19 protein-coding genes and 3 tRNA genes are annotated in these 24,821 nt (G+C 75.0%); 11 read left to right on the forward strand and 11 right to left on the reverse strand.

Annotated elements, in window-relative coordinates:
* Positions 1 to 69 precede the first annotated feature (69 nt).
* Positions 70 to 831, reverse strand: coding sequence for an LPXTG cell wall anchor domain-containing protein (locus GA0070614_RS24275; RefSeq protein WP_088978128.1), 762 nt, complete (start codon positions 829 to 831; stop codon positions 70 to 72).
* A gap of 361 nt (positions 832 to 1,192) precedes the next feature.
* On the opposite strand from GA0070614_RS24275, the gene GA0070614_RS24280 reads away from it, so the two are divergent.
* On the forward strand, positions 1,193 to 4,087 hold the full coding sequence (locus GA0070614_RS24280; RefSeq protein ID WP_088978129.1) for a glycoside hydrolase family 9 protein: 2,895 nt from the start codon (positions 1,193 to 1,195) through the stop codon (positions 4,085 to 4,087).
* Between the two features lie 55 nt (positions 4,088 to 4,142).
* Here the strand turns inward: GA0070614_RS24280 and GA0070614_RS24285 are convergent, their stop codons facing one another.
* Positions 4,143 to 5,099: a DUF559 domain-containing protein gene (locus GA0070614_RS24285; protein WP_231933376.1), complete on the reverse strand. Its 957-nt coding sequence runs from the start codon at positions 5,097 to 5,099 to the stop codon at positions 4,143 to 4,145.
* Between the two features lie 121 nt (positions 5,100 to 5,220).
* Between GA0070614_RS24285 and GA0070614_RS24290 the strand changes: the two genes are divergently transcribed.
* A complete protein-coding gene (locus GA0070614_RS24290; RefSeq protein ID WP_088978130.1) occupies positions 5,221 to 5,742 on the forward strand; it encodes a DUF488 domain-containing protein in 522 nt (173 codons plus the stop codon).
* A 165-nt stretch (positions 5,743 to 5,907) separates the two neighbouring features.
* Here the strand turns inward: GA0070614_RS24290 and GA0070614_RS24295 are convergent, their stop codons facing one another.
* From GA0070614_RS24295 to bioB, 3 genes are read right to left on the reverse strand one after another with little or no spacing between them, the layout of a single operon-like run.
* The gene (locus GA0070614_RS24295; protein WP_088978131.1) at positions 5,908 to 6,414 is read right to left on the reverse strand and encodes a GNAT family N-acetyltransferase; all 507 of its coding nucleotides are present in this window, start codon (positions 6,412 to 6,414) and stop codon (positions 5,908 to 5,910) included.
* Between the two features lie 4 nt (positions 6,415 to 6,418).
* Positions 6,419 to 6,631, reverse strand: coding sequence for a biotin synthase auxiliary protein BsaP (bsaP, locus tag GA0070614_RS24300; RefSeq protein WP_088978132.1), 213 nt, complete (start codon positions 6,629 to 6,631; stop codon positions 6,419 to 6,421).
* Between the two features lie 7 nt (positions 6,632 to 6,638).
* Positions 6,639 to 7,634 carry a biotin synthase BioB gene (gene bioB / locus GA0070614_RS24305; RefSeq protein ID WP_088978133.1) on the reverse strand — a complete coding sequence of 332 codons (996 nt, stop codon included), beginning with the start codon at positions 7,632 to 7,634 and terminating at the stop codon, positions 6,639 to 6,641.
* Between the two features lie 195 nt (positions 7,635 to 7,829).
* Here bioB and GA0070614_RS24310 point away from each other — a divergent pair, with 195 nt between their 5' ends.
* The 4 genes from GA0070614_RS24310 to GA0070614_RS24325 are packed head-to-tail and all read left to right on the forward strand — an operon-like array spanning position 7,830 to position 12,098.
* Entirely contained in the window at positions 7,830 to 8,966 is a 1,137-nt protein-coding gene (locus GA0070614_RS24310) for an 8-amino-7-oxononanoate synthase (RefSeq protein WP_088979634.1), read from the forward strand.
* A 52-nt stretch (positions 8,967 to 9,018) separates the two neighbouring features.
* Entirely contained in the window at positions 9,019 to 9,723 is a 705-nt protein-coding gene (bioD, locus tag GA0070614_RS24315; RefSeq protein WP_088979635.1) for a dethiobiotin synthase, read from the forward strand.
* A 54-nt stretch (positions 9,724 to 9,777) separates the two neighbouring features.
* Positions 9,778 to 11,436, forward strand: a complete 1,659-nt coding sequence (locus GA0070614_RS24320; protein WP_231933377.1) for a sensor histidine kinase — start codon at positions 9,778 to 9,780, stop codon at positions 11,434 to 11,436.
* Positions 11,437 to 11,483: 47 nt separating this feature from the next.
* Positions 11,484 to 12,098, forward strand: coding sequence for a response regulator (locus tag GA0070614_RS24325; RefSeq protein ID WP_088979636.1), 615 nt, complete (start codon positions 11,484 to 11,486; stop codon positions 12,096 to 12,098).
* On the opposite strand, the gene GA0070614_RS24330 is transcribed toward GA0070614_RS24325, so the two are convergent.
* Together GA0070614_RS24330 and GA0070614_RS24335 are read right to left on the reverse strand one after the other, a co-directional pair.
* Positions 12,067 to 13,257 (reverse strand): cytochrome P450, encoded by a 1,191-nt coding sequence (locus GA0070614_RS24330; protein WP_088978135.1) that lies wholly within the window; start codon positions 13,255 to 13,257, stop codon positions 12,067 to 12,069. The genes GA0070614_RS24325 and GA0070614_RS24330 overlap by 32 nt on opposite strands.
* A 9-nt stretch (positions 13,258 to 13,266) precedes the next feature.
* A complete protein-coding gene (locus GA0070614_RS24335; RefSeq protein ID WP_088978136.1) occupies positions 13,267 to 13,935 on the reverse strand; it encodes a class I SAM-dependent methyltransferase in 669 nt (222 codons plus the stop codon).
* A 179-nt stretch (positions 13,936 to 14,114) separates the two neighbouring features.
* Between GA0070614_RS24335 and GA0070614_RS24340 the strand changes: the two genes are divergently transcribed.
* A complete protein-coding gene (locus GA0070614_RS24340) occupies positions 14,115 to 14,942 on the forward strand; it encodes a hypothetical protein (protein WP_231933378.1) in 828 nt (275 codons plus the stop codon).
* A 46-nt stretch (positions 14,943 to 14,988) separates the two neighbouring features.
* Here GA0070614_RS24340 and GA0070614_RS24345 read toward each other — a convergent pair whose 3' ends face one another.
* A complete protein-coding gene (locus tag GA0070614_RS24345; protein ID WP_088978137.1) occupies positions 14,989 to 17,925 on the reverse strand; it encodes a M36 family metallopeptidase in 2,937 nt (978 codons plus the stop codon).
* Positions 17,926 to 18,148: 223 nt separating this feature from the next.
* Between GA0070614_RS24345 and GA0070614_RS24350 the strand changes: the two genes are divergently transcribed.
* On the forward strand, positions 18,149 to 19,321 hold the full coding sequence (locus tag GA0070614_RS24350; RefSeq protein ID WP_088978138.1) for an alkane 1-monooxygenase: 1,173 nt from the start codon (positions 18,149 to 18,151) through the stop codon (positions 19,319 to 19,321).
* 33 nt (positions 19,322 to 19,354) lie between these two features.
* Here GA0070614_RS24350 and GA0070614_RS24355 read toward each other — a convergent pair whose 3' ends face one another.
* Together GA0070614_RS24355 and GA0070614_RS24360 are read right to left on the reverse strand one after the other, a co-directional pair.
* Positions 19,355 to 19,936: a TIGR03086 family metal-binding protein gene (locus GA0070614_RS24355; RefSeq protein ID WP_088978139.1), complete on the reverse strand. Its 582-nt coding sequence runs from the start codon at positions 19,934 to 19,936 to the stop codon at positions 19,355 to 19,357.
* Between the two features lie 136 nt (positions 19,937 to 20,072).
* Entirely contained in the window at positions 20,073 to 20,675 is a 603-nt protein-coding gene (locus tag GA0070614_RS24360; protein WP_088978140.1) for a TetR/AcrR family transcriptional regulator, read from the reverse strand.
* A gap of 422 nt (positions 20,676 to 21,097) precedes the next feature.
* Between GA0070614_RS24360 and GA0070614_RS24365 the strand changes: the two genes are divergently transcribed.
* The 3 genes from GA0070614_RS24365 (at position 21,098) to GA0070614_RS24375 (ending at position 21,362) form a co-directional block, all read left to right on the forward strand.
* Positions 21,098 to 21,170 (forward strand) — tRNA-Gly (locus GA0070614_RS24365).
* Between the two features lie 34 nt (positions 21,171 to 21,204).
* Positions 21,205 to 21,275: transfer RNA gene (locus tag GA0070614_RS24370), tRNA-Cys, on the forward strand.
* Positions 21,276 to 21,287: 12 nt separating this feature from the next.
* Positions 21,288 to 21,362: transfer RNA gene (locus GA0070614_RS24375), tRNA-Val, on the forward strand.
* Between the two features lie 49 nt (positions 21,363 to 21,411).
* Here the strand turns inward: GA0070614_RS24375 and GA0070614_RS24380 are convergent.
* Positions 21,412 to 24,819, reverse strand: a complete 3,408-nt coding sequence (locus GA0070614_RS24380; protein ID WP_088978141.1) for a M48 family metalloprotease — start codon at positions 24,817 to 24,819, stop codon at positions 21,412 to 21,414.
* Positions 24,820 to 24,821 lie beyond the last annotated feature (2 nt).

Here is a 24,821-nt window from a genome sequence, read left to right on the forward strand (position 1 = left end):
GTGCCCCGCCCGGGACGCGAACCGGCCGCCGGAGCGAACTCCGACGGCCGGTGGTGTCGCGGTCTGCGATCAGCTGGTGAAGGTGATCCGGTCCCGACGACGCCGCAGCGCGGTCAGCGCGACGCCGCCACCGATCAGCACCAGGCCGGTCACGGCGATGCCGGTGGTCGCCACGCCGGTCAGCGGCAGCTCGCCGTCGCCGCCGCCGGAGCCGCCGGTGCCCTCGGACGGGGAGGTCGACCCGGTCGGGGTGCCGGACTCGCTCGGGGTGTTCGACTCACCCGGGGTGGGGGAGGTCGAGGTCGACGGGCTCGGCGACGCGGTGGTCGACGGCGTCGGGCTCGGGCTCTGCGACGACGGGGTGCCGGGGCAGGTGTGGCTCAGGTTGAACTTGGCCGCCTCGCCGCTGATCACGGCGCTGCCGTCGACCAGGGTCCAGCCCGCCGGGGTGAAGACGTAGGCGTGGATGACGCGCGGGTTCTTGCCGCCGGTGGAGTAGAAGTAGTCGGGGTAGGCGTCCGAGGCGTCCGGGACCTTGATCTCGACCTCGGTGGTGCCGTCGGTGAAGGTCAGGCTGAGCGTCTCGAAGCTGCCGGACTCCTTGCCGCCGGGCAGCACGAAGTGCCAGCCGTCCTGGTTCTCGGCGAGGTCGTTGTCTTCGAAGCGCTCGTCCTCGCAGTCCTGCGTGGGGAAGCCCGCCGCCGTCGAACCCTTGTGGGCGGTGTGCAGCGGGATGGTGCTCGACGCCCACGCCGGTGCGGCGAAGGCGAGGAGGGCCGTGGCGGCAGCCGCGCTGAAGGCCGCGCGCGCCACGTGCCGACGCTGTGGCATGAGGAATCCTCCGAGATCGGTAGAGGGGACGGCACATGATCCCATGAACGGTCTTCGTGTACGGCATCGGGCGAACGGCCTGAGCTGGGACGACGTGCCGGAGGGAATCCCCGGAACCGGTCGATTGAGGCGTCGACGACGGCGTGTCGGTGTAACGCATCCGGTACGCCTGACGCTGCGCCGGCCGTGGCGCGGCCTTCCCAAACCGGCGAGGTCCAGATTACATTGTCGACCATCCATGGGAGCGCTCCCGCGCCTCCTCTGGACCCCCCACCACCACAGCCTCCGGCGGCGGTCACACCTCCGACACCCGTCCCCGTCCGGTGACCACCGCCGGAGGCGTCAGCCACAGGAGCCCGCCATGCGCCAACCCGTCCGGCCGCCGTTGCGCGGCAGACCCTGGCTGCGCCGCGTCCTCGCCGCCGGCGCCGCACTGACCAGCGGCCTGGCCCTGGTCGTCGCCGCCCCGACCGCCGCGACCGCCGCCCCGGTCGACGACGCCGCCGCCGCGCCCGCCTTCAACTACGCCGAGGCGTTGCAGAAGTCGCTGCTCTTCTACGAGGCGCAGCAGTCCGGGAGGAAGCCGGCCTGGAACCGGGTCTCCTGGCGCGGCGACTCCGCGCTCACCGACGGCGCGGACGTCGGGCTCGACCTGACCGGTGGCTGGTACGACGCCGGCGACCACGTGAAGTTCGGCTTCCCGATGGCGTTCAGCACCACCATGCTGGCCTGGGGCGCGGTGGAGTACCGCGACGGCTACGTCGCCTCCGGCCAGCTCCCGCACCTGCTCAACAACCTGCGCTTCGTCAACGACTGGTTCGTCAAGGCGCACCCCGCGCCGAACGTGCTCTACGGCCAGGTCGGCAAGGGCGACGACGACCACAAGTGGTGGGGGCCGGCCGAGGTCATGCCGATGGCGCGGCCCGCGTACAAGATCGACGCGAGCTGTGGCGGCGCGGACCTGGCGGGGGAGACGGCGGCCGCGATGGCCGCGTCGTCGATGGTCTTCCGGCCCACCGACGCCGCGTACGCCGACAAGCTGCTCGGGCACGCCAAGCAGCTCTACACCTTCGCCGACACGGTGCGGAAGAACTACCACGAGTGCATCACCGACGCGACCAGCTTCTACCGCTCCTGGAGCGGGTACCAGGACGAGCTGGTGTGGGGTGCGATCTGGCTGCACCGGGCCACCGGCGATCCGGCCTACCTCGCCAAGGCCGAGAGCGAGTACGACCGGCTCGGCAACGAGAACCAGACCAGCACCAAGTCGTACCGGTGGACCATCGCCTGGGACAACAAGCAGTACGGCGCCTACGTGCTGCTGCACAAGCTCACCGGTAAGCAGAAGTACCTCGACGACGCCAACCGGTGGCTGGACTACTGGACCGTCGGCGTCAACGGGGCGCGCGTGCCCTACTCGCCCGGTGGCATGGCCGTCCTCGACTCCTGGGGCGCGCTCCGGTACGCCGCCAACACCAGTTTCGTCGCGCTGGTGCACAGCGACCACATCACCGACGCCACCCGCAAGGCGCGCTACCACGACTTCGCCGTCCGGCAGATCAACTACGCGCTCGGTGACAACCCGCGCAACTCCAGCTACGTCATCGGCTTCGGGACCAACCCGCCGCGCAACCCGCACCACCGCACCGCCCACGGCTCCTGGTGGGACAGCCAGACCGTGCCCGCCGAGACCCGGCACGTGCTCTACGGCGCGCTGGTCGGTGGCCCGTCCGCGGCCAACGACGCCTACACCGACAGCCGGTCCGACTACGTGATGAACGAGGTCGCCACCGACTACAACGCCGGCTTCACCTCCGCCCTGGTCCGGCTCACCAAGGAGTACGGCGGCAGCCCGCTCACCGGCTTCCCGACCGCCGAGACGCCGGACATCGACGAGTTGACCGTGGAGACCACGGTGATGCAGGCCGAGCCCCGGGCCACCGGGCTCAAGGCCATCGTCTACAACAGGTCCGCCTTCCCGGCGCGGGCGCTGACCACCGCGAAGTTCCGCTACTACTTCCGCCCCGACGGCACCGGACCGGTGCAGGTCACCCCCGGCTACACCCAGGGCTGCCCGTCGCCGTCGACGGCTCGCCAACTGTCCGGCGACATCTGGTACGTCGAGGTCGACTGCACGGGACACACCATCGCCCCGGCGGGTCAGTCGCAGCACCGGATGGAGGTCCAGTTCAAGATCGGTGTGCCCGAGGGGGGCACCTGGGACCCGACCAACGACCCGTCGTACCAGACGACCGCCGGGCCGAACCGGGCGGTGCCGCTCTACCACGACGGCACCCGGGTCTGGGGCGTCGAGCCCGGCCCGGCCACCCCGGACACCACCGCCCCGACCGCGCCCGGCACGCCCGTCGCCTCGGCGGTCACCGCCACCGGTCTCACCCTGACCTGGCCCGCCTCCACCGACACCGGTGGCAGCGGCCTGGCCGGCTACGAGGTCACCCAGGCGCAGGTGGGCAGCGACGCGCTGCTGCTGCTCCCGGCGTCGGGCAACACCCTCGCGGTGACCGGGCTGACGCCGGAGCGGACGTACCAGTTCTCGGTGCGGGCCCGCGACGGGGCCGGCAACCGGTCCACCGCCTCGCCGACGGTGTCGGTGACCACCCCGGCCGCGCCCGCGCCGGACACCACCGCGCCCACCGCGCCCGGCACGCCCGTCGCCTCGGCGGTCACCGCCACCGGGCTGACCCTGAGCTGGCCGGCGGCCACCGACAACGTCCGGGTCACCGGCTACCGGGTCTACCGGGAGGCCGGCGCGACGGACACGCTGGTCGGCTCGCCCACCACGACCACGCTGGCGCTGACCGGCCTGACCCCCGCGACCACCTACACCTACTACGTCGTCGCGGTGGACGCCGCCGGCAACACCTCGGTGGCCTCCGCACCGGTCACCGTGACCACCGCCGACCCGCCGACCGGCGGCACCTGCAAGGTCGCCTGGACGAGCAGCGACTGGAACACCGGCTTCACCGCGAACATCACCGTCACCAACACCGGCACCAGCACGATCAACGGCTGGACGCTGGCGTTCACCTTCCCGAACGCCGGCCAGAAGGTCGGCCAGGGCTGGTCGGCGACGTACACCCAGACCGGCACGGCGGTGACCGCCACGAACGTCTCCTACAACGGGACGCTCGCACCGGGCGCGTCCACCAGCTTCGGCTTCAACGGCACCCACACCGGCACCAACCCGAAGCCGACCGCCTTCACCCTCAACGGCGTCGCCTGCACCGTCGCCTGACCCGTCCCTGATCTTGGCGAGTTGTCGTTCGACGCGAACGGCAACTCGCCAAGATTCATGTTCCGGGGCGCCAGCCGGCGGCGGCGAGGGCGCGGTGGAGGGTGTCCGCCACCTCCTCGGGGCGGGTGCGGACCAGCCAGGCGGGGAAGCGCAGGATGCGGTCCCCGGTGGTCCACACGTCGTTCTGTCGTCGCATGTCGGCCGCCCAGTGCCGGACGTCCATGTGGTGCGCGCCGTCGACCTCCACGTGCAACCGCCACTCCCGCCAGTACGCGTCGAGGAACCGGATCCGGCCGGTGGCGTCGGCGCGCCGGTGCTGCAGGTCCGGCCGGGGCAGGCCGTACCGCCGACACACCGTCAGGAGATCCAGCTCGGACAGGGCCTCCGCCCCGCCGGCGACATCCGCCGTGGTTCGCGCGATCAGCTTCCGCCGCCGGGCCCGGGATAGCGTGTCGAGCACCGCGCTGATCTCCTCCGGCAGCACCCGACGCTGCTGGCAGGCCGACGCGAGCAGCGACCGGGCCTCCTCGTCGCTCCGGGCCCACCCGGCTCCGTCCACCACGGCGCGAGCCGTCGTCGTCCGGGGTGGCCGGGCCGGTTGGAGGTGGTCGTCGGGCAGCACCGTCGTGCGGTGCACCACGACGGCGGGCATGTCGATCGGCAACCGGCGCAGCAGCGTCGCCACGTGTCGGCCGGCCGGGACCAGCACGTGCAGCGGCTCGGCCCGGAGCCCTCGTACGCCCGCCTCGACGGCGGCGGTCACCCCGGCCAGCACCGCCCGTCGCCCGGCGGCGAGGACCGCCACCCACAGCTGTTGGTCCCGGCTCAGCCGCCCGTTGCCGGTGAGGACGACTCCGCGGCAGATCGACCGCCAGCGTTCCGACCGGACCAGGCCCCGGACGACACCTTCGGTGAGCAGCCGGGTGACCTGGGCGGTGGTCACGACACCGGACTGCTCGAACGCCAGCCAGTCCAGGGCGTCGGCCTCGTCGGCGGGAAGCGTGGGCAGCACGGCCCCCAGTGTGGCCACCACGCCGCCCGCGCGCTGCCCTGTCCACAGCCGGCCCGAGATCTTGGCGAGTTGTCGTTCGACGCGAACGGCAACTCGCCAAGATCTGCGGGACCATGGACGGATGCTGCTGACGGTGGGGCACGGGGCGGCCGGCCGGGAGCGGCTGGGGGAGGTGCTGACCGGGGCGGGGGTGGGGTTGGTGGTGGACGTGCGGCGGTACCCGGCCAGCCGGACCAACCCGGACGTGCGCCGGGAAGCCCTCGAACGCTGGCTGCCGGAGGTGGGCGTCGACTACCGCTGGGAGCCTCGGCTCGGCGGCCGTCGACACACCCCGGCCGGCGCCCCGGAGCCGGACACCTGGTGGACGGTCGCGGCGTTCCGGGCGTACGCGGCGTACACCCGTACCGCTGACTTCGGGGCGGCGCTGGACGAGGTGCTGGCCGACGCGGCGACCCGGACCACGGCGGTGATGTGCAGCGAGAGCGTGTGGTGGCGCTGCCACCGCCGGCTCATCGCCGACGTCGCCGTGGTCGGCCACGGTGTGCCGGTGCAGCACCTGATGCCCGACGGCCGGCTCGCCCCGCACCGACCGGCGGAGGGCGCCCGCCGTGGAGACGACGCCACCGTCCACTGGGACGCCTGACCCCGGCCCCGAGGCCCGGACGGTGCCGGCCCCCCTGCGGTCCGGTCGGAGTTGGCCCCTGCGGCCCGGTCCGGTGCCGGCCCCTGCGGCCCGGTCGGACCCGGCCCCTGCGGTCCGGTGCCGGCCCCTGCGGTCCGGTGCCGGCCCCGATGGGCCGGACGGGTGTCAGTCCGCGAGGTCGCCGGCGAGCAGGTCCATCAGCAGGCCGTCGTGCCAGGTGCCGTCCTCGGCCCGCTCGTAGCGGCGCATCACCCCGACCGGGCGGAAACCGACTTTCGCGTACGCCCGGATCGCGGCGGTGTTCGCCGCCGCCGGATCGATGACGAGCCGGTGGTGCCCGTGGTCGTCGAAGAGGTGGCGGGCCAGGGTGCGGATCGCGTCCCCGCCCAGGCCCGTCCCGCGCACCTCCGGGTCGAGGAAGACGTCCAACCCGGCGTGCCGGTAGTCGGGGTCGGTCTCGGCGTACCACTGGATCGCGCCGACCACCCGGCCGTCGTGCTCGATCGCGTACACGGTCAGGTCGTCGTCGGCGAGGTCGGCGCGGACCGCGGCGACCTGGTCGTCACCGCCGCGCCACCACCGGCGTACCTCCGGGGTGGCCCGGATGGCGGCGAGGGCGGGCACGTCCGCGTCCGTCACCGGACGCAGCGTCACCGACCGCCCCCGCAGCACCGGCTCAGCCCCGGATCTCGCCGTGCTCGACGCAGGTGGCCGACCAGCCGACCGGCAGCACCTGCACCTTCATCCGGCGGCGGCAGTGCGCGCAGTAGCGCGGCGGCTCCAGGACGCGGGCCGCCGCGCACGCCGCGTGCCCGCCGGTCGCCGCCGCCTCGCCGCACCGGTCGCACCAGCCGGCGCGGTCGGCCACAGACTCGACAAGCTCGGTCACCGTCGCCTCACAGGGTCGCCGACAGCGCCTTCACCGGCATCTTCAGGTCCTCGAGCAGGTCGAGGTCCGCGGTCGCCGGTCGACCCAGGGTGGTCAGGTAGTTGCCGACGATCACCGCGTTGATGCCGCCGAGCAGCCCCTCCCGGGTGCCCAGGTCACCGAGGGTGATCTCGCGGCCGCCCGCGTACCGGAGGATGGTGCGCGGCATGGCCAGCCGGAACGCGGCGATGGCGCGCAGCGCGTCCTTGCCCTCCACCACCGGACGGTCGCCGAGCGGGGTGCCCGGCCGCGGGTTGAGGAAGTTCAGCGGCACCTCGTGCGGGTCCAGCTCGGCGAGCTGCGCGGCGAACTCGGCGCGCTGCTCCACCGACTCGCCCAGGCCGAGGATGCCGCCGCAGCAGACCTCCATGCCGGACTCGCGGACCATCCGCAGCGTCTCCCAGCGCTCCTCCCAGGAGTGCGTGGTGACCACGTTGGGGAAGTAGGAGCGGCAGGTCTCCAGGTTGTGGTTGTAGCGGTGCACGCCCATGTCGACCAGCTCGTCGACCTGCTCCTGGCTGAGCATGCCCAGCGACGCGGCGACCTGGATGTCGACCTCGGCCTTGATGGCGGCGACACCCTCGCGCATCTGCTTCATCAGCCGGGCGTCCGGGCCCCGCACGGCGGCCACGATGCAGAACTCGGTCGCCCCCGTCTTCGCGGTCTGCTTCGCCGCCTCGACCAGCGAGGGGATGTCCAGCCAGACCGAGCGGACCGGGGAGGTGAACAGCCCCGACTGCGAGCAGAAGTGGCAGTCCTCCGGGCAGCCGCCGGTCTTCAGGGACACGATGCCCTCGACCTCGACCTCCGGGCCGCACCAGCGCATCCGTACCTCGTGGGCGAGCTGGAGGGCGGCGGGCAGGTGCTCGTCGGGCAGGTTGAGCACGGCGAGGACACCGGCCTCGTCGAGGCCGACGCCGTTCTCCAGCACCTGGGTGCGGGCCTGGTCGAGGATCTCTGGCATGGCTCGTACCCTACAAGGCCCCCGGTGGCCGGGAAACGCCCACGTGGCACCCGCGCCGGGGCCGCCGGGGGACCCGCGCCGCCACCGCCGGGGTGGGCCGCGCCACGCCGCGCGGCGCCGGCCGGGTGGTAATTTCGCCCGGCGGCGCGCCGATCCCTCGGCCCGCCGGCGACCGGGCGGAGGGAGGCGGTGACGGTGGCGGACTGGTTGGCGGCGCTGCACCGTCGGGCCGAGCTGCGCGGCAAGGCCGGGCTCACCCGCACGCTGCGTCCCCGGGCCGCCGACGACGCCGTGGTCGACCTCGCCGGCAACGACTACCTCGGCCTGGCCACCCACCCGGAGGTCACCGCCGCCGCCGCGCGGGCGCTGAGCGCGTACGGGCTGGGGGCCACCGGGTCCCGGCTGGTCCGCGGCTCCACCGACGTCCACCACGCGCTGGAGGACGCCCTCGCCGACTGGCTCGCCGTCGACCGGGCGCTCGTCTTCTCCTCCGGCTACCTGGCCAACCTCGCCGCCGTCCGGGGCCTGACCCAGCCGCGTACCCTGCTGGTCTCCGACGCCCACAACCACGCCTCGCTGATCGACGGCTGCCGGATCTCCGGCGCGGAGACCGTGGTCACCGCGCACGCCGACGTCGACGCGGTGGCCGCCGCGCTCGCCGCCGCCCCCGGCCGCCCGGCCGTGGTGGTGACCGAGTCGGTCTTCTCCGTCGACGGCGACCTCGCCCCGCTGGCCGACCTGCACGCCGTGGCCCGCCGGCACGGCGCGCCGCTGCTGGTCGACGACGCGCACGCGCTGGGCGTCACCGGGCCGGGCGGCGCCGGCGGGGTGGCCGCGGCCGGGCTGGCCGGCGAGCCCGACGTGGTGGTCACCGCGACCCTCTCCAAGGCGCTCGGCGGCGCGGGCGGGGTGGTCGCCGGTCCGGCGGAGTTCGTCCGGCACCTGGTCGAGACGGGCCGCACGTTCATCTTCGACACCGCGCCGCCCCCGGCCGTCGCGGCCGGCGTGCACGCCGCCGTCGCGCTGGCCCGGGCCGGCGACGACCTGCGCGCGGAACTGGCCGACCGGGCCGCCCTGGCGGTCCGCCGGCTCGGCGCGGCGGGGCTGAGGGTGTCCGCCCCGGACGCGGCCGTGGTGTCGGTGACCGCCCCCGGTCCGGAGGCCGCCACCGCCTGGGCCGCCGACTGCCGGGACCGGGGGGTCGCGGTGGGCTGCTTCCGCCCGCCGTCCACTCCGGACAGCCGCTCCCGGCTGCGGCTGACCATCTCCGCCGGGGTCCCCCGGGCGGACTTCGCGCGGGCGTTGGACGTGATCGTGGAGTGCGCGCCGTGAGCGCGCCGGCTGGGGCGGAGGTGTTGCGGTGACCACGCCGTGGAAGGGAGCGGTGCTGGTCACCGGCACCGACACCGAGGTCGGCAAGACGGTGGTGACGGCCGCGATCACGGCGGCCGCGCAGGCCGCCGGCATGCGGGTCGCGGTGGTCAAGCCGGGCCAGACGGGTACGGCCACCGGGGAGCCCGGCGACGTGGACTCGGTGACCCGGCTCGCCGCCCCGCTCACCGGGCGGACCCTGGCCAGCTACCCCGACCCGCTCGCCCCGCTCGCCGCGGCCCGGGTCGCCGAACTTCCGCCGCTGGAGCTCTACACCGCCGTCGACGCGATCCGCGCCGAGGTCGACAAGCACGACCTGGTCCTGGTCGAGGGGGCCGGCGGGCTGCTCGTGCCGATGGGGCTGCGCCCCTCCGGCGAGCCGTGGACCGTCGCCGACCTGGCCGTCTCCCTCGGCGCTCCGGCGGTGGTGGTGGCCCGCGCCGGTCTCGGCACGCTCAACCACACCGCGCTCACCCTGGAGGCGTTGGAGCGCCGGGCGATCCCCGCCGGTGTGGTGATCGGCGCCTGGCCGACGGAGCCGGAGCTGGTGCACTGGGCCAACCTGACCGAGCTGGTGCCGAACCTGCTCGGTGCGCTGCCGGCCGGCGCCGGGGCGATGGACCCGGGGGTGTTCCGCCGCTCCGCGCCCGGCTGGCTCACCCCCGCCCTGTACGGGGTGCTCGACGACTGGCGGGCCTGGGCCGAGGACGCCGGCTGAGCACCTGACCTTCGTCGGTGTCCGGCCGGTACGGGCCTCGGTAGCCTGGCCGACGTGCGGGATCTGCGCCGGTGGACCGGCGACCTGGGACTCTGGGCGGTGCTCGCCGCCCCGGTGGCGTACGCCCGGCTCACCCCGCCGCACGAGCGGTGGATCGTACCGCTGCTGGGCGGCTCGCTGCTGCTGCTCGCCGTGGCGGTCGTGGTGGGTCGGCGGCTGCCCGCCGTGGCGGTGCTGCTGGTGCTCGGCGGCTCGGTCGTCGACGGCAACTTCGTCTTCGCCCTGCTGGCCTTCAGCTACCTGGCCGGGTGGCGCGGTGAGCGGGCGACCCCGGCCGCCGCGTTGTACGCGGCCGTCGCGGGTGTCGGCACGGTGCTGCACCTGGCGGTGCTGGACACCGGCATGGCGACCTGGTTCCTGCTCAGCTGCGTGCTGCTCGGCGCGGGGGTGCTGCCCTGGCTGGTCGGCCGGTACCGGCGCCAGCACCAGGCGTTGACGCTGGCCGGCTGGGAGCACGCCGAGGCGGTGGAGCGCGAGCAGCAGGGCGCCGCCGAGCGGATCCGGCTGCGGGAGCGGGCCCGGATCGCCCAGGACATGCACGACTCGCTCGGTCACGAGCTGAGTCTGATCGCGCTGCGCGCGGCGGCCCTGGAGGTCGCCGGAGACCTCGACGACCGTCACCGGGTGGCGGCGGGGGAGCTGCGGGCCAGCGTCGCCGCGGCCACCGAGCGGCTGCACCGGATCATCGGGGTGCTCCGCGAGGCGGACGCCCCGGCGACCACCCGGCCGGTCGGGGAGAGCGTCGCCGACCTGGTGGACGGGGCCCGCGAGGCGGGCATGGCGGTGCGGACCCGGCTCTGCCCCGAGGCAGCCGACCTGCCGGAGCCGGCCGGGCAGCTCGCCCACCGGGTGGTCCGGGAGGCGCTGACCAACGCCGCCCGGTACGCCCCCGGCGCCCCGGTCACCGTCACGCTCGACGCCGACGCCGACGCCGACGACGACGGGATACGGGTCCGGGTGGTCAACGCGCCCCCGCCGGCCGGGCCGCTGCCGGGACCGGCCTCGCACGGCTCCGGGCTGCTCGCCCTGACCGAGGGGGTACGGCTGGTCGGCGGCGCGCTGCACGCCGGTCCGACCGACGACGGCGGCTTCGCCGTGTCGGCCCGGCTGCCCCGGACGGCCGGATTCGCGGCGACACCGGACGAGCCCACCGCCGCCGGTGGCCCGGCCGACGTCGGCGGCTGCGCCGTGTCGGCCCGCCCGCCCCGACCGGCCGGGATCGTGGCGACGCCGGACGGACCGACCGTCGTCGGCGGTCCCACCGGACCGGCCGTCGTCCGTCCCGGCCGGCCGGCGCTCGCGGCCCGGCAGCGGATGCACGCCGCCCGGCGCGACGTGCGGCGCAGCCTGCTCGCCGCGCTCGGCGCGCCGCCCGCGGTGGCGCTGCTGCTCTGCCTCGTCTACTACCCGGTCGCCACCGCCGACGCGGTGCTCGACGCGTCCTCGTTCGCGCAGATGCGCATCGGCGCGCCCCGCGCGGAGCTGTCCGGGCTGCCCCGCCGCCAGGTCGAGCCGCCACCGGACGAGCCCGCCCCGGCGCCCGGCACCCGCTGCGAGTACTACACCGACGGGAACTTCCCGCTCGCCCAGCCCACCTGGCGGCTCTGCTTCGCCGACGGCCGCCTCACCAGCAAGGGACGGACCACCACGTGACCATCGACGCCGCGCCGGTGACGGTGCTGCTCGCCGACGACGAGGCGATGATCCGGGCGGGGGTGCGGGCCATCCTCGCCGCCGACCCCGGCATCGAGGTGGTCGCCGAGGCCGGTGACGGCCGGGCCGCGGTCGAGGCGGTGCGGGCGTACCGGCCCCGGGTCGCGCTGCTGGACATCCGGATGCCGAAGGTGGACGGGCTGGCCGCCGCCGCGGAGATCCGCCGCCTGGCGCCCGGCACGGCCACCGTCATGCTCACCACCTTCGGTGAGGACGAGCACGTGGCCCGGGCGCTCGGGCACGGGGCCAGCGGCTTCCTGCTCAAGGCGGGTGACCCCCGGGAGTTGATCACCGGGGTGCGGGCGGTCGCCGACGGCGGGGCGTACCTGTCGCCCCGGGTGGCCCGCCGGGTGATCGAACTCAACGGCGACCGGATGGCCCGGGTACCGGCGGCCCGGGACCGCACCGCCGGGCTGACCGACCGGGAGCGCGAGGTGCTCGGCCTGGTCGGGGCGGGACTGTCCAACGCCGAGATCGCCCGTCGGCTGTACCTCACCGAGGGGACCGTCAAGGGGTACCTGACCAGCATCTTCACCCGGCTGGACGTGCGCAACCGGGTGCAGGCGGCGATCATCGCGTACGAGGCGGGTCTGGCCGGCTGAGCCGGCGGACGACGAACGTGTCCGGCATCCGGAAGGTGAGGTTGTCCGGGCACCAGGGCGGACGGACCACCCGCACCCCGTCGAGCAGCGCCGCCGCCTCGGCCACCACGACGGCCGCCTCCATCCGGGCCAGCTGCGCGCCCACGCAGCGGTGCGCCCCGGCGCCGAAGGCCAGGTGCCGGCGCGACCCGCGCTGCCCGGGCCGGAACCGTCCCGGCGCGGCGACCACCTCGGGGTCGCGTCCGGCGCGGGCCAGCCAGAGCACCACGCTGGTCCCCGCCGCGACCGCCGTCCCGCCCAGCGTGGCGTCGACGGCGGCCACCCGCCGCCAGGTCACGATCGGCGGCTCCAGCCGCAGCCCCTCCTCGACCACGTCGGCGACCGCCACCGAGCCGTCCCGCAGCCCGGCGCGGACCGCCGGCTCGGCGGTGAGCCGGTGCAGCAGCAGGGTGAGGAACTGCGAGGTGGTCTCCTGGCCGGCCACCAGCAGGAAGAACAACGCGCCGACCACCACGTCGGGGGAGTGCCCGTCGGCGCGCAGCGCGGCGGCCAGCCCGCCCCCGGTGGCGGCGAAGTCCCGCAGCACCGTGTGGAAGCGTCCCACCTCGGCGGCGAGGGCGAGCTGCCGGTCGGCGTCCAGCGGGGCCCAGAACAGCTCCAGCGCGGCCCGGGCGAAGTCCTTCACCGCGCCGACCGGCGCGTCGGGCAGCTCGACCAGCCGGGCCAGCACCAGCAGCGGCAGGTCGGCGGCGAGGTCGGCGTACAGGTCGACCGGCTCCCCGGCGTCGAGGGCGGCGGCGAGCCGGGCCACCCGCTGCCGGACCAGGCCGGTCAGCCAGGGCTGCTGGGCGGCCACCCGGGTGGGGTGCAGCGCCTCGGCGACGAGCGCCCGGATCGCCGGGTGGCTGGCCGAGGAGTTGTTGGCCAGGGTCGGCGGCAGCCGGAACCGGTGCCCGGCGAGCACCCGCAGCGCGGCCACCGGCAGCGGGGTCACCGCGTCCAGGGCGTTGTCGGGCCGCCAGGTCACCGGGTCGGCGAGGACCTGCCGGACGAGCGCGTGCCGGGTGACCACCAGATGGTCGACCCCGACGTGGTCGGCGACGACGGCCACGTCGGGCCACCGCTCGTCGACGGACTCCCCCCAGCCCCGGAACAGCACGCCGTCACGCTAGCGGGCGGCTCCCGGCAGGGCGGCGTCCAGCTCCCAGACGGTGGTGCGCTTCACCCGTACGCTCTCCAACGCCTCCGGCACCGGCACGTCGTACGACGCCAGCTCGCGGAACCGCTCGCGGGGCAGGAACGCCCGCCCCGGGTCGCCGACCAGCACCCGGGCCCCGGAGCGGGCGGCCCGGAGCAGGAAGCGCAGCATCCGCCGCGCCATCGCCTCGCTGTAGAAGACGTCCCCGGCGAGCACCACCTCGGCGTCGCCGGCGTCACCGTCGAGGATGTCGCCGAACTCGGCGTCGACGCGTACCCCGTTGGCCTCCGCGTTGAGCGCGACGGCGGCCACCGCCCGCTCGTCGACCTCGACGGCCCGTACCGACGCCGCGCCGGCCCGGGCGGCGGCGATGGCCACCAGGCCGGAGCCGGAGGCCAGGTCGAGCACCCGGCGGCCGGCCACCAGGTCGGGGTGGTCGGTGACGTACCGGGCCAGCCCCTGCCCGCCGGCCCAGGCGAACGCCCAGAACGGCGGCGGCTGGGCGCTGCGGAACTCGCCCTCGGTCAACTCCCAGAGCCCGATCGGCTCGTCGGCCTGGTGCAGCCGCACCTCGGGGACGAAGGCCACCGGGGCGAGACGGGCGTGCAGCCGGACGAAGGCGGTGGCGAGATCGGACACCCGTGGATTGTCCCCCGGCGTCGTTCCCGGGCGTGTCGCGGGTCGGAGGTGACCGGTTCACCACTGTGCGTGACAACCCGGCCCAGGATTCACGGCTCGTGCGAACACGCCCGTCTACCCGCTTCCCCGTAGCGCTCCTAGCGTGGCGGTTGGACGGGACCGACAGAAGGAGGACGACGGTGGCGACGGTGTGGCGCAACGCGATGCGACTCGGGGTGGTGCTGGCCTGCCTGTCGGCGACAGGGCTCGTGGCCCCCGCACCGGCGTTCGCCGCCTTCGCCACCGAGCTGAGCGGCCTGCCCGACGAGTTCACCGCCGGCGACGAGGTGCGGACGCTCTCCGCGGTGGTCTCCCGCACCGATCCCGGGGAGTGCGTGAAGGTCCGCTGGTCGATGGTGCTCACCGTCGAGGGCCTGCGGCTGGACCAGGTGAAGATGGACCGGGTCGAGGACTCCGGCATCTTCCCCCTGCAGATCCAGACCGAGGGGGCCGTGGCCCGGTTGACCGACCGCCAGCTCGACCCGGGCACCCTCTGCCCGGACCGGACGGTCACCGCCCGCTACCGGGTGGCCTTCGACGCCGACGTCACCCAGGGGCGGGTCACCCTCGCCGCCGAGGCGTACGACCCGAACCTGCGCCTGCTCGCCCGGCGGTCCGCCACCCGCGACGTGGTCGGCCCGGACGCGACCGTGCCGCCGAGCACCCGCGCGCCGGAACCGGCGGAGTCGGAGGCGGGCGTCGAGGCGTCCGAGCCGGCCGACGAGGCGGCCGAGCAGACCGAGGAGGCGGTGGCCGAGGTGCCGCCCGCCGCCGGCCGCCCGACCTCCGGCAGCGCGACCGGCGGGTTCGGCGTGGTGCAGGCGGCCTTCCTCCTCGGCGGGCTGCTGCTCTTCCTCGGCGCCGGGCTGCTGCTGCGGCTGCGGCAGTTGACCCGCGAGTCCCGCCGGGGCGAGGAGGGCGGCCTGCCGTTCGAACGTCCCCGCCGCTGGACGCCGGCGCGCCGCTGATCGGGGGCCGCCGGGGTCGGGTGGGGCCACCCGACCCCGGCGGGGTTCACTTCGAGAACACCTGGAACTCGGCGATGCGGACCTGGTCGCGCGCCGGGCTGGCGGTCGCGCAGTCGGTCGTCGTCGCCGGGTCGTCGTCCTGCTCACCGGCGTACGCCGGACCGCCGGTGCACTGGCTGGCCAGCACCTCCAGCTTGACGTGGGTGGCGAGCGTGGTCGGCACCGGGAACGAGCGCAGGTTCAGGTCCCGGGTGTACGCCCGGTACCTGCCCCCGGGGAACGCGTCGTCGGCGCTGGTGAAGATCCGGGTCCAGCGGGCCGGGTCGGCGCAGTCGGTCTTCGTCGCGTCGCAGGTCGACACGGCGAACGAGCGCAGGGCGCTGAGCGCGTTCTGCCCGCCGGTGTCGGCGTCACCGGTGATCGCCGGCCGGAGCAGGGCGCTGACGTTGACCCGCTTGACCACCTGCGCGGCGTCGCCGGGCAGCGCCACGGTGACGCCGCGGCCGGCCACCCCGGTCAGCGAGGCCCAGTTGGTGGCCTCGGTGTCGTCGCCGATCCGGTCCAGGTTGACCCCGTCCCCGGTGATCACGGCCCCGGACGCGGTGGACGCCAGGTTGCGGCTCAGCCGCAGGTCGACGTAGCCCTGCTGGCCCGCCCGGGCGACCACCTCGAGCCGCTGGTGCCCGAAGCCGGGCGCCACCGCGAGCAGCCGGTACGTCCCGGCGACCGCCTCGAAGGTGTCCGGCAGCGGGGTGGCCGGGTCGGTGTCGGCCACCGGGGTGGCCCGCGCCTCGTAGTCGCCGACGTAGAGCCGGATCGGCGCCTCGGCGCTGTCGCCCTTGGGGCGCAGGGTCAGCGTCGCGTTGCCGCCCGCCGGGCTGGCGAAGCTCGGCGTCGGGTCGGAGTCGGTGGCGCCGTTGGTGGCGGCGTCCCGGCCCATCCCGGACCGGGCGAACTCGGTCCAGATCAGCTCCTGGTTGGCCCCGCCGAAGCGCAGCCGGTCGGCGGTGAGCAGGTTGTCGCGCATGTCGAGCATGCTGACCTGGCTCGCGGCCTGGAGCAGGAACGAGTCGAAGACCAGCTGGATCCAGCGCCGGTTGCCCGGGCACTGCTCGGCGCCGAGCTTGCCCAGCGCGCAGTCGAGCTGCCGCTGCGGGGTGCCCAGGCCGTACTTCTTCACCAGGGCCGAGCGGATCCGGAAGTTGGTCGCGCTCCAGATCTCCCCGTCGGCGTGCACGCCGGGGCCGGCGGTGTTGTAGCCGACGTCGGAGTAGTTCAGCGGGCTGCGGCTGAAGTCGTGGTTGCGGATGCCGCTGACCAGGTTGCCGGTGACGTACCCGCCGGTGACCCAGGGCGTCTCGCCGGGGGCGCGCAGGCCGTGTTCGTAGAGGTACTCGGCGGCGAGCAGGTCGCTCCACGACTCGCCCATCGCCCCGCCCTGCAGGCCGCCGATGCCGCTGTCCGGGCCGGCGATCATGCGGTTGGTGATGGCGTGGGTGTACTCGTGCCCGATCACCGTCATGTCGTAGTCGCCGTCCACGCACGGCGGGTACGGGCCGCCGGCCTGCGGCTGCCACAGGTACATGTTGGTGGTCGGCGGCAGGCCGTCGCGCGGAGTGCCCTGGTTGGCGTTGTTCCGGTTGCCGCTCAGCGCGCCCTGCTGGGCGCGGCCCTGCTCGGCGTCCCCGCCGAGGCCGGCCCCACTGACGTTGACCGCCTGGAGGTTCCAGGTGGCCTCGGTGAAGCCGAGGTGCCAGGCCCAGTCGTGCATCCGGTTGTGCATGGCGAAGAGGTTGGCGATCGCGGCGTCGGCGTCGTTGCGCTGCGCGGAGGTGAAGACCGCCGGGTTGCAGCGCGCCTGGTGCCACTGGTCGGTGAACGGGTACTCGTAGCGCCGCTCCGGGCTGGCCGTGGCGGGCAGCATCGGACTGCCGGCGCCCCAGGAGACGACGGTGTTGGCGGAGTTGCCGCGCGACGTGCCGGTGGGCGTGCCGGTGGCCAGGTCGACGTCCCAGTGCCTGCCGCCGGCCGGGTCGTGGAACGCCGCCGCGCAGCCCGGCCCGGGCTCGCCGCACCAGCGCACCCGCGGGTCCTGTCCGGGCGCGAGGTCGCTCGGCGGGGTGGCCGGGTAGACCGCCCAGCTCGGATTGTCCGAGTCGAAGTCGACCAGGTCCTCGCGGACGAGCACCTGACCGGTGATGCCGTCGACGTAGCTGGTGAAGGCCGCCGGGTGGTCGCTCTCCGCGCCGATCAGGGTCACCTCGTACGCGGCCCGGTTGCCGTCGCGCGGGGTGGGCACGGCGACCGGGCGGACGCTGTGCCGGGCCACCGCGCCGGCCTCCAGGCCGGCGTCGGCGAGCGCGGCGGCGTACGCCTGCTCCCCGGTGAGGGTGGCCGGGGCGGGCGCCGAGGCGTCGCGGGCGAGCGAGGAGCTGACCGAGATCACCGCGCCGTCGACGACCGCGACGGTGACCAGGCCGTCGTGGCCGGCGGGCAGGTCGCCGAAGCGCTGCCGCAGGGTGACCACCGCCCCGTCGCCGATCGGCCGGACCAGGATCCGGTCCATCGCGGCGACCGCGCCGGCGTCCAGCCCGAACAGTGCGCTGTTGTCGGCGAGGTAGCGCCGGGCGGCGGCCTCCGGGTCGGCGGGCAGCCCGGTGGCGAGCGGGGCGCGGGCCGGGCCGAGCGCGTGCGGGGTGCCGAGCCGGTTCCACCGCACGTCGGCGTCGACCTGCCGGGCGAGTCCGCGCTGACGCGCGTCGGGCGCCGCCGTACCGGGGCGGTTGTCGACGTCGGCGGCCTGGTGGCTGTCGTCGGCGAACGAGCCGGAGCGGCCCGGGGCCGCGGCCGAGGCGTCGCCCGGGGCCGCCGTGGCGCCGGTGCCGCCGGGCAGCAGGGCGGCGACCACGGCGGCGGTCGCCAGTACGGGGACGAGCCGGCGTCGCCGCCGGCCCGTCCATGATGTCCACTCCGGTCTGGGCACGTGACCTCCTCGTGGGAGCGGGGGGCGGCGTGGCGCCGACCCCGGGGCAGGCGCGGTTACGCATGCGCATCTGTGGATACCAGGCCGGACCGGCCCGGGCAAGGTCACCGGTGACGGTAAGTGTCGTCAGGGTCACCCTCGCGCTTTACAAAAAAGCACCTCTTGTAAATCTGCGTGACCGGTGCCACAGTCGGGGAACAGCCCGACAGATCGGAGGTTGGCGATGACCCACGGCACCGCCGCGACGGTCGGACCCGTCGCCTGGCGCGACACCCGCAAGCCGCTCTGGCCGCTTGCCCTGCTCGTCCCGGTCCTGCCCTTCCTGGGCTTCCTCATCTGGCGGGGCGGTGGCGACGCCTGGGGCTGGTGGCTCACCCCACTGGTCGTCTTCGTGCTCATCCCGGTGGTCGACCTGCTCATCGGCGACGACCGGCGCAACCCGCCCGACGAGGCGATGGCCCGGCTGTCGGCCGACGGCTACTACCGCTGGCTCACCTATCTCTGGCTGCCCGCCCAGTACGCCGCCCTGGTGCTCTGCTGCGCCGTCTGGGCCGGTGGCGAACTGTCCTGGATCGGCGCCGCCGGACTGGTCGCCACCGTCGGCGTGGTCGACGGCATCGCCATCAACACCGCCCACGAGCTGGGGCACAAGCGGGAGACGGCCGAGCGCTGGCTCTCCAAGGTGGCGCTCGCGCCCACCGGGTACGGGCACTTCTACGTCGAGCACAACCGGGGCCACCACACCCGGGTCGCCACCCCGGAGGACCCGGCCAGCTCCCGGCTGGGGGAGAGCTTCTGGGCGTTCTGGCCGCGTACCGTCGTCGGCGGCCTGCGGTCGGCCTGGCGGCTGGAGGCGAGCCGGTTCCGACTGCGCGGCCGCAGCCCCTGGACGTGGCGCAACGACGTGCTCAACGCCTGGGCGATGACCGTCGTGCTCTACGCCGTGCTGGCGGTCGTCTTCGGCCCCGGGGTGCTGGTGTTCCTCGCGCTCCAGGCGGTGGTCGGCTTCTCCCTGCTGGAGGTGGTCAACTACCTGGAGCACTACGGGCTGGCCCGGCAGCGCACCGCCGCCGGCCGCTACGAGAAGGTCGATCCCCGGCACAGCTGGAACAGCGACCGGACGGTCACCAACGTCTTCCTCTTCCAGCTCCAGCGGCACAGCGACCACCACGCCAACCCGCTGCGCCGCTACCAGACCCTGCGCAGCTTCGACTCCTCGCCGCAACTGCCCGCCGGCTACGCCACCATGGTCGTCGCCGCGCTGGTCCCCCCGCTGTGGCGACGGGTGATGGACCACCGGGTGCTCGCCCACTACGGCGGCGACCTCGCGCTGGCCAACGTCCATCCGCCGGCCCTGCGCCGCCTGCGCGGCCGTCTCCCCGCCACCTCCTCCTGATCCCGATCGGAGCAGCGCCCCGGCGGGGGCGGGTCAGGCCGGTGGGGTCCAGTCCGGGTCGCGGCCGAAGGCGGCGATGAGCCGGTCCTGCCGGTCGGCGTCGGCGGGCACGTCGACCCCCGGCTGCACCAGGTCGCCACGGCGGTAGTCCGCCGCCCGGGCGGCGAACCAGCGGGCGCAGGCGGCGACCGCCTCGTCGTCCAGGCGCGGATCCGCGCCGATCGCCACCGCCAGGTCCCACCCGTGTACGAGGTGCTCGGCGACGAGCTGGTGCAGGTACTCGCCGGCCGCCGTCTCGCCGGCCGACAGGTGCACCGTCGTGTCCAGCGCGCCGGGGTGCGTCGCGGCCACCTCGGCCTGGGACGCCGCCTGCCGGGCGGCGGTCACCGGGTCGTCGCCGAGCTGGTCGCCGTCGAAGCGGTCGCCGATCTCGGTGACCGTCCGGCCGGCGAGCAGCGGCACCGTCCACCGGTCCTCGGCCACCACGTGGTTGACCAGGGTGCGTACGTCCCAGCCCGGGCAGGGCGTCGGGTCCGACCACTGCGCCGGGGCAACCTGCTCCACCCGGTCGATGAACTCGGCCAGACTCCGCCGGTACGTCTCGAGCAGGTCCATGCCGTCGATTGTCCGGCTGTTCGTCCCGGTCCGGGCGGTTTTGCCGGCCGGCCGTCAGATTGCCCGGGCGCCCGTCGGGCGGCGGCACGGAGCCGGTCAACCGGAACGGGCCGAGGTCGGGCGCCGGCCTGCCCGGTCAGTCGAGCTGGCTCGGGTCGAGGCCCAGCTCGCGGGCGGCGACCAGGCGGATCCACTCGCCGACCTGGCGGCGGGTGATCACCCGCTCGTGCACCGCCAACTGGACGGCCAGGCCGTCCATCACCGCGTTGATCCGCCAGGCGGCGCCGGCCGGGTCGGCGCAGACGAAGGTGCCGGCGGCGACCCCGTCGGAGATCACCGCGGCCAGGTCCTGGCGCCAGCGCAGGTCGAGCCGGCGGCAGACCTTCTCCAGTTCCGGGGTACGCAGCGACTCCGCCCACCCGTCGATCCACATCGACCAGGAGATCGACCGGCCGGCGGGGGTGTAGAGCCGCAGGAGCCGGCGCAGCTTGGTCAGTGGCGGGGCGGAGGACCGGACCACCGCGTCGAGCCGGGCCAAGTCCTGCTCGACGGCGTACGCGAACGCCTGGGCGAGCAGCCGCTCCTTGGTGGCGAAGTGGTAGAACACCAGGGCCTGGCTGACCCCGGCGGCCTGCGCCACGTCGGCCGTCCGGGTGTTGGCGAGTCCACGCTCGACGATCACGTCGCAGGCCGTGCGCAGCAGGGAATCCAGGCGGACATCGGCGGCACGTCTCGTCACGCCGGTTACGGTAACCCATCGACGTGAGCACAGCGCGTCACCGAACCGGCCGGTCGCGCTCTCGACAGTCGGAAGCCGGACAGGATCCTCCCGGCGCGCCCGTCGGCCTCGCGCTGCGCCTCGCCGCTGCTCCGGCCACCCGACGGCGGCGGGTCGCCGGCCGGGCCCGACGCCGAGCGGTGTCCCGGGGGAGTTGCGGACGCTCGGACCTGTCGTACCGCTGGCGCGGCCCTCCCCGCGGCCCTCCCCGCGGTGGTCCCGGCCGGTGGTAGGGCCTCGCCACCCAGGCTCCTAGGACGCTCCAGGGGGTGCGAGAGGGATAGTGACCCCCCGGGTGACGCGCCGGAGTCACCCCCCGAGTTGGCACTTGTCCGACGGCTCGGCTAGAGTTCTCATCCGTCACCGGGAACGCCCGGAGACAAGCGGACGTAGCGCAGCTGGTAGCGCATCACCTTGCCAAGGTGAGGGTCGCGGGTTCGAATCCCGTCGTCCGCTCGGAGATGCCGCCACGCATGACGGGGGCAACCTCGGTGGGGTGGCCGAGAGGCGAGGCAACGGCCTGCAAAGCCGTGTACGCGGGTTCAAATCCCGTCCCCACCTCGGTACGAGCACGGGCGATTGGCGCAGTGGGAGCGCGCTTCCTTGACACGGAAGAGGTCACTGGTTCAAACCCAGTATCGCCCACCAGCAACGAAGGGTCGGTCCTCCGGGACCGGCCCTTCGTCGTGTGTCGTGGTCACCTCGGCAGGGCGGCCACCGCCCGGCGCAGCGAGGCGGTCAGGAGCGCCTCGTCGAGCGGCTCCCCGACCGCGACCATCGAGACCGTCACCAGGCTGTGGTCCACCCGTACGGTGACCTCGGCCAGGCGGCCCCGTATCGGAGGGCCGGACACGGTCGAGATGTCGTAGTCCATCCGCCATGCCTGGCCGCCGAGGTCCGGGGCGCTGGCCGGATGCACCTCGTAGGCCAACTGGAAGCCGGTGGCCGAGGTGACCGTGAAGCGGGGGCAGCCGATCTGCTGCCGCTCGGCGTCGCGCAGCACCGACTCCGGCACCGGCGCGGCGTACGAGGTGACGCCGACGTACAGGGTGGTCGATGCCAGGTTGCCGCCGTTGGTCAAGTTCGCCCCCGCTGACGCCCGCTTCTGCGGTTCGAGCTTCTCCTGATACGCCCCGATGCCCAGGGACCGGCACCCCGGCGGGTCATAGCGGTCGTCGTCGGAGGGGTCGTCCTCGTCCGGCTCGTCCTCCGCCTTGCGCTGCCACAGGGCCGGTAGCCCCCGCTCGGCGGCCTCGACGACGGCGGTCGCCTCGGCACTGGTCAGCGGGCGTCCCGGACCGGCCGGTCCGGGTGGCACCGGAGCGGGCTCGGACGACCGGGGCGCGGCGGTCGGCACGGTCGTCGGCTCCTCGAACGCGTACGCGCCCCGCGCCGCCAGCCCGCCGACGCCCAGCAAGAGCACCAGCAGTGTGGCCGACCAGGCCCGGCGGCCCGTCGCGCCGGTCACCCCGACCAGTGCCGGCAGCCGCCGGGCCACCGCGGAGGCGACGACGACCGCCGCGCCCGCCAGCAAAGCGGCGAGCGCACCCTCGACGGCCAGGGTCCTCAGCAGCCCGAGGGCCCAGGGCAGGTCGTCGGGCGGAGCGCACGTCGACCTGCTGAGCCGGAACGCCGCCACGCAGCCGCCGAGGGTCTGCGCCCCGACGACCGCCACCGTCGCCAGCACCGCGACGATCATCGCCGCGAACTGCCCGAGGACCAGCCCGAGGGGGCGCCGCCGGGCGGCCAGCACGCCGCCCACCACGGCCTGCACGAGCGTGACCGCGGCGATCTCGCAGTAGTAGAAGTAGCCGGAGAAATCGGCCGCGCCGGCTCGCTCAGGGGCGAACAGCCGGATCGCCGCGCGGGCGGCGAGCAGCGCGACGGCGAACCCGGCGGCCCCGAGCAGCGCCACCCGCAGCGCCGCCCGGACGCCCTCGCCGAGGCGGGGGTCGTCGGACGCCGGATCCTGGTGGACCGGTCCGGGTCCGGACGGGGCGGCGGCGACCGGCACAGCACCGGCCGGCCGGCCGTCTACCGCTGCGGCGGTCCCGGTCGGCCGGTCGTCTACCGACCTGGCGGTCGCGGCCGGTGGTTCGTGCGCAGGGGTGGCGATTCCGGTGGCCCGATCGGCCGCCGGGGCAGCGGTCCCGGTCGCCCGGCCGTCCACTGCGGTCCCGGTCGCCTGATCGGCCGCCGGGGTGGCGACGGTCAAGAGACTCTCCGGCATGCTGTCGGGAGTGCCGCCGCGCGGTGGCGACGCGGGGCTCGGCATCCGCCACCACTGCGGCCGCAGTCCGGCGGCGAGCGGGTACAACCAGGCCACCGCCAGCGCGGGCACCGCCAGGGACCGGCCGCCGAAGATCTCGAGCGGCGCGTAGAAGAGGGTCAGCAGGGCGAAACCCGGCCCCTGCCAGATGTCGACACCGACGCGGGCAAGGTCGGTGCTGCCGATGCTGTAGAGATGACCGACCAGGGAGGGCACCGTCCGGGTGTCGAACCAAGTCGTGATCCACAGGGCGAACGGCACGGCGGTCACGGCGGCCCCGGCGCCCCACGCCCACCGGCCGGTCGCGCCCCGCGCCGACCAGGTCCGGGCGGCGGCGGCGAGGACGCCCGCCTGGGCCAGCATCCCCCCGGTCAGCAGTACCGCCGCGACCAGGGCCGAGTCCACGCCGTAGCCGTCCATCACAGGCGCCGCGCCGAGCGGGGCCCGTCCGCCGGTCGACGAGGTGCCGAAGAACCCCCAGTCGCCGGCGGGGGTGGTGAGCGACACCAGGTCGCCGACCAGCCAGCCCAGGCTGAAGCCGAGGGTCGCGGTGACCAGCCTGCCGATTCGGTCCGCCGATGAGCCGGGCGACTGCCACGCCCGCCAGGCAACCGCGCCCAGGATCGCGGTGACCACGGGCGCGATGACCCACGCGGCGACCCGCGAGCCCGTCGGGCCGGCGTGAGGCAGGGCGATCCCGGCGTAGTGGGACAGCCCGGTGAAGGCGATCATCGTGGTCAGGCCGGCGACGAACAGCTCACCGAAGCGGGGCCGGTGCACGTGCGGCGGGTCGTCGATGGCGGCCATCCGGGCGGCGGTGGTGGGATGCACGCCGAACCGGCCGAGCCGCCGTCGCCACCCCGGGGCCGGCTGCCCGGTCGCGGTCGCGACGACTCGCCGCAGGTCGGTCCCGGCGCCGAAGTCGGCGGCCCGGGCGTCGGCGTACGTCTCACGGGCGCGTAACACCGCGTTGCGGGCGAGGTACACCACGGCGACGAAGAGCAACGCGCGTACGCTGCCCTGCACCATTCTCGTTCCGTAGTCGACGAAGTCCCACGGCCAGTAGTCGTCGACGACGTCGTCCCAGGCCCACGGCACCCGGCCGGGGTCGGCCAGGACGGGCGGGTACACCGTCAGCACGACCAGCGGGACGAGCGCCACCGCGACGAACGCGCGCCAGAGCGCCACCACCGCATAGGTCAGGTCGACGTCCCGGTTGCGCAGGTGGGCCAGCTCGTGCAGCACCACCGCCCGGAACGCGCCCGGGTCGGTCACCGCCAGCGGCACCAGCCCCGCGTTGATCCGCACCGCGTACCGGCCGACGCGGCCGAAGGCCAACCCGCCCGGCGCGCCCGCCGCCGGGTCGAGCAGGAATGCCGGCGGCCGGTCCAGTCCGGCGACGGTGCTGAGCCGGATCAGTTCGGCGTGCAGCCGGGGGAACCCGTCGGCGGTGATCTCGACCAGCCGGCCCCGGCGGCGGATCCACCACGGCGTCGCGAGGTGCAGCGCCGCCGCGACAGTCAGGAGCAGGAGGAGGCCGACGAGCACCCAGGCCGCCCGGGGCCGATCGATGGGGGCCATGCAGGCGATGGCCCCCTGCCGAGCCCGCTCGGCGGCGGCGACGTACGTGTCGACGTCCGCGTCGGGGGCGGGCAGGGCATGCCGGTACGCCTCCGCGCACCGGAGGAACGTGACGAGGCCGGTGGCGCTGTGCTCGGGCAGCAGGAAGTACAAGCTGCCGAAGGCGTACACGCTGGTGCCGAGCACGGCGGCGACGAGCGAGACGAAGCGCAGCGTCGTGCCGGAGACCACCGGGCGGGGCGTCGCCGCGCGCATGT

The organism is Micromonospora coxensis, from assembly GCF_900090295.1.
GTDB lineage: Bacteria > Actinomycetota > Actinomycetes > Mycobacteriales > Micromonosporaceae > Micromonospora > Micromonospora coxensis.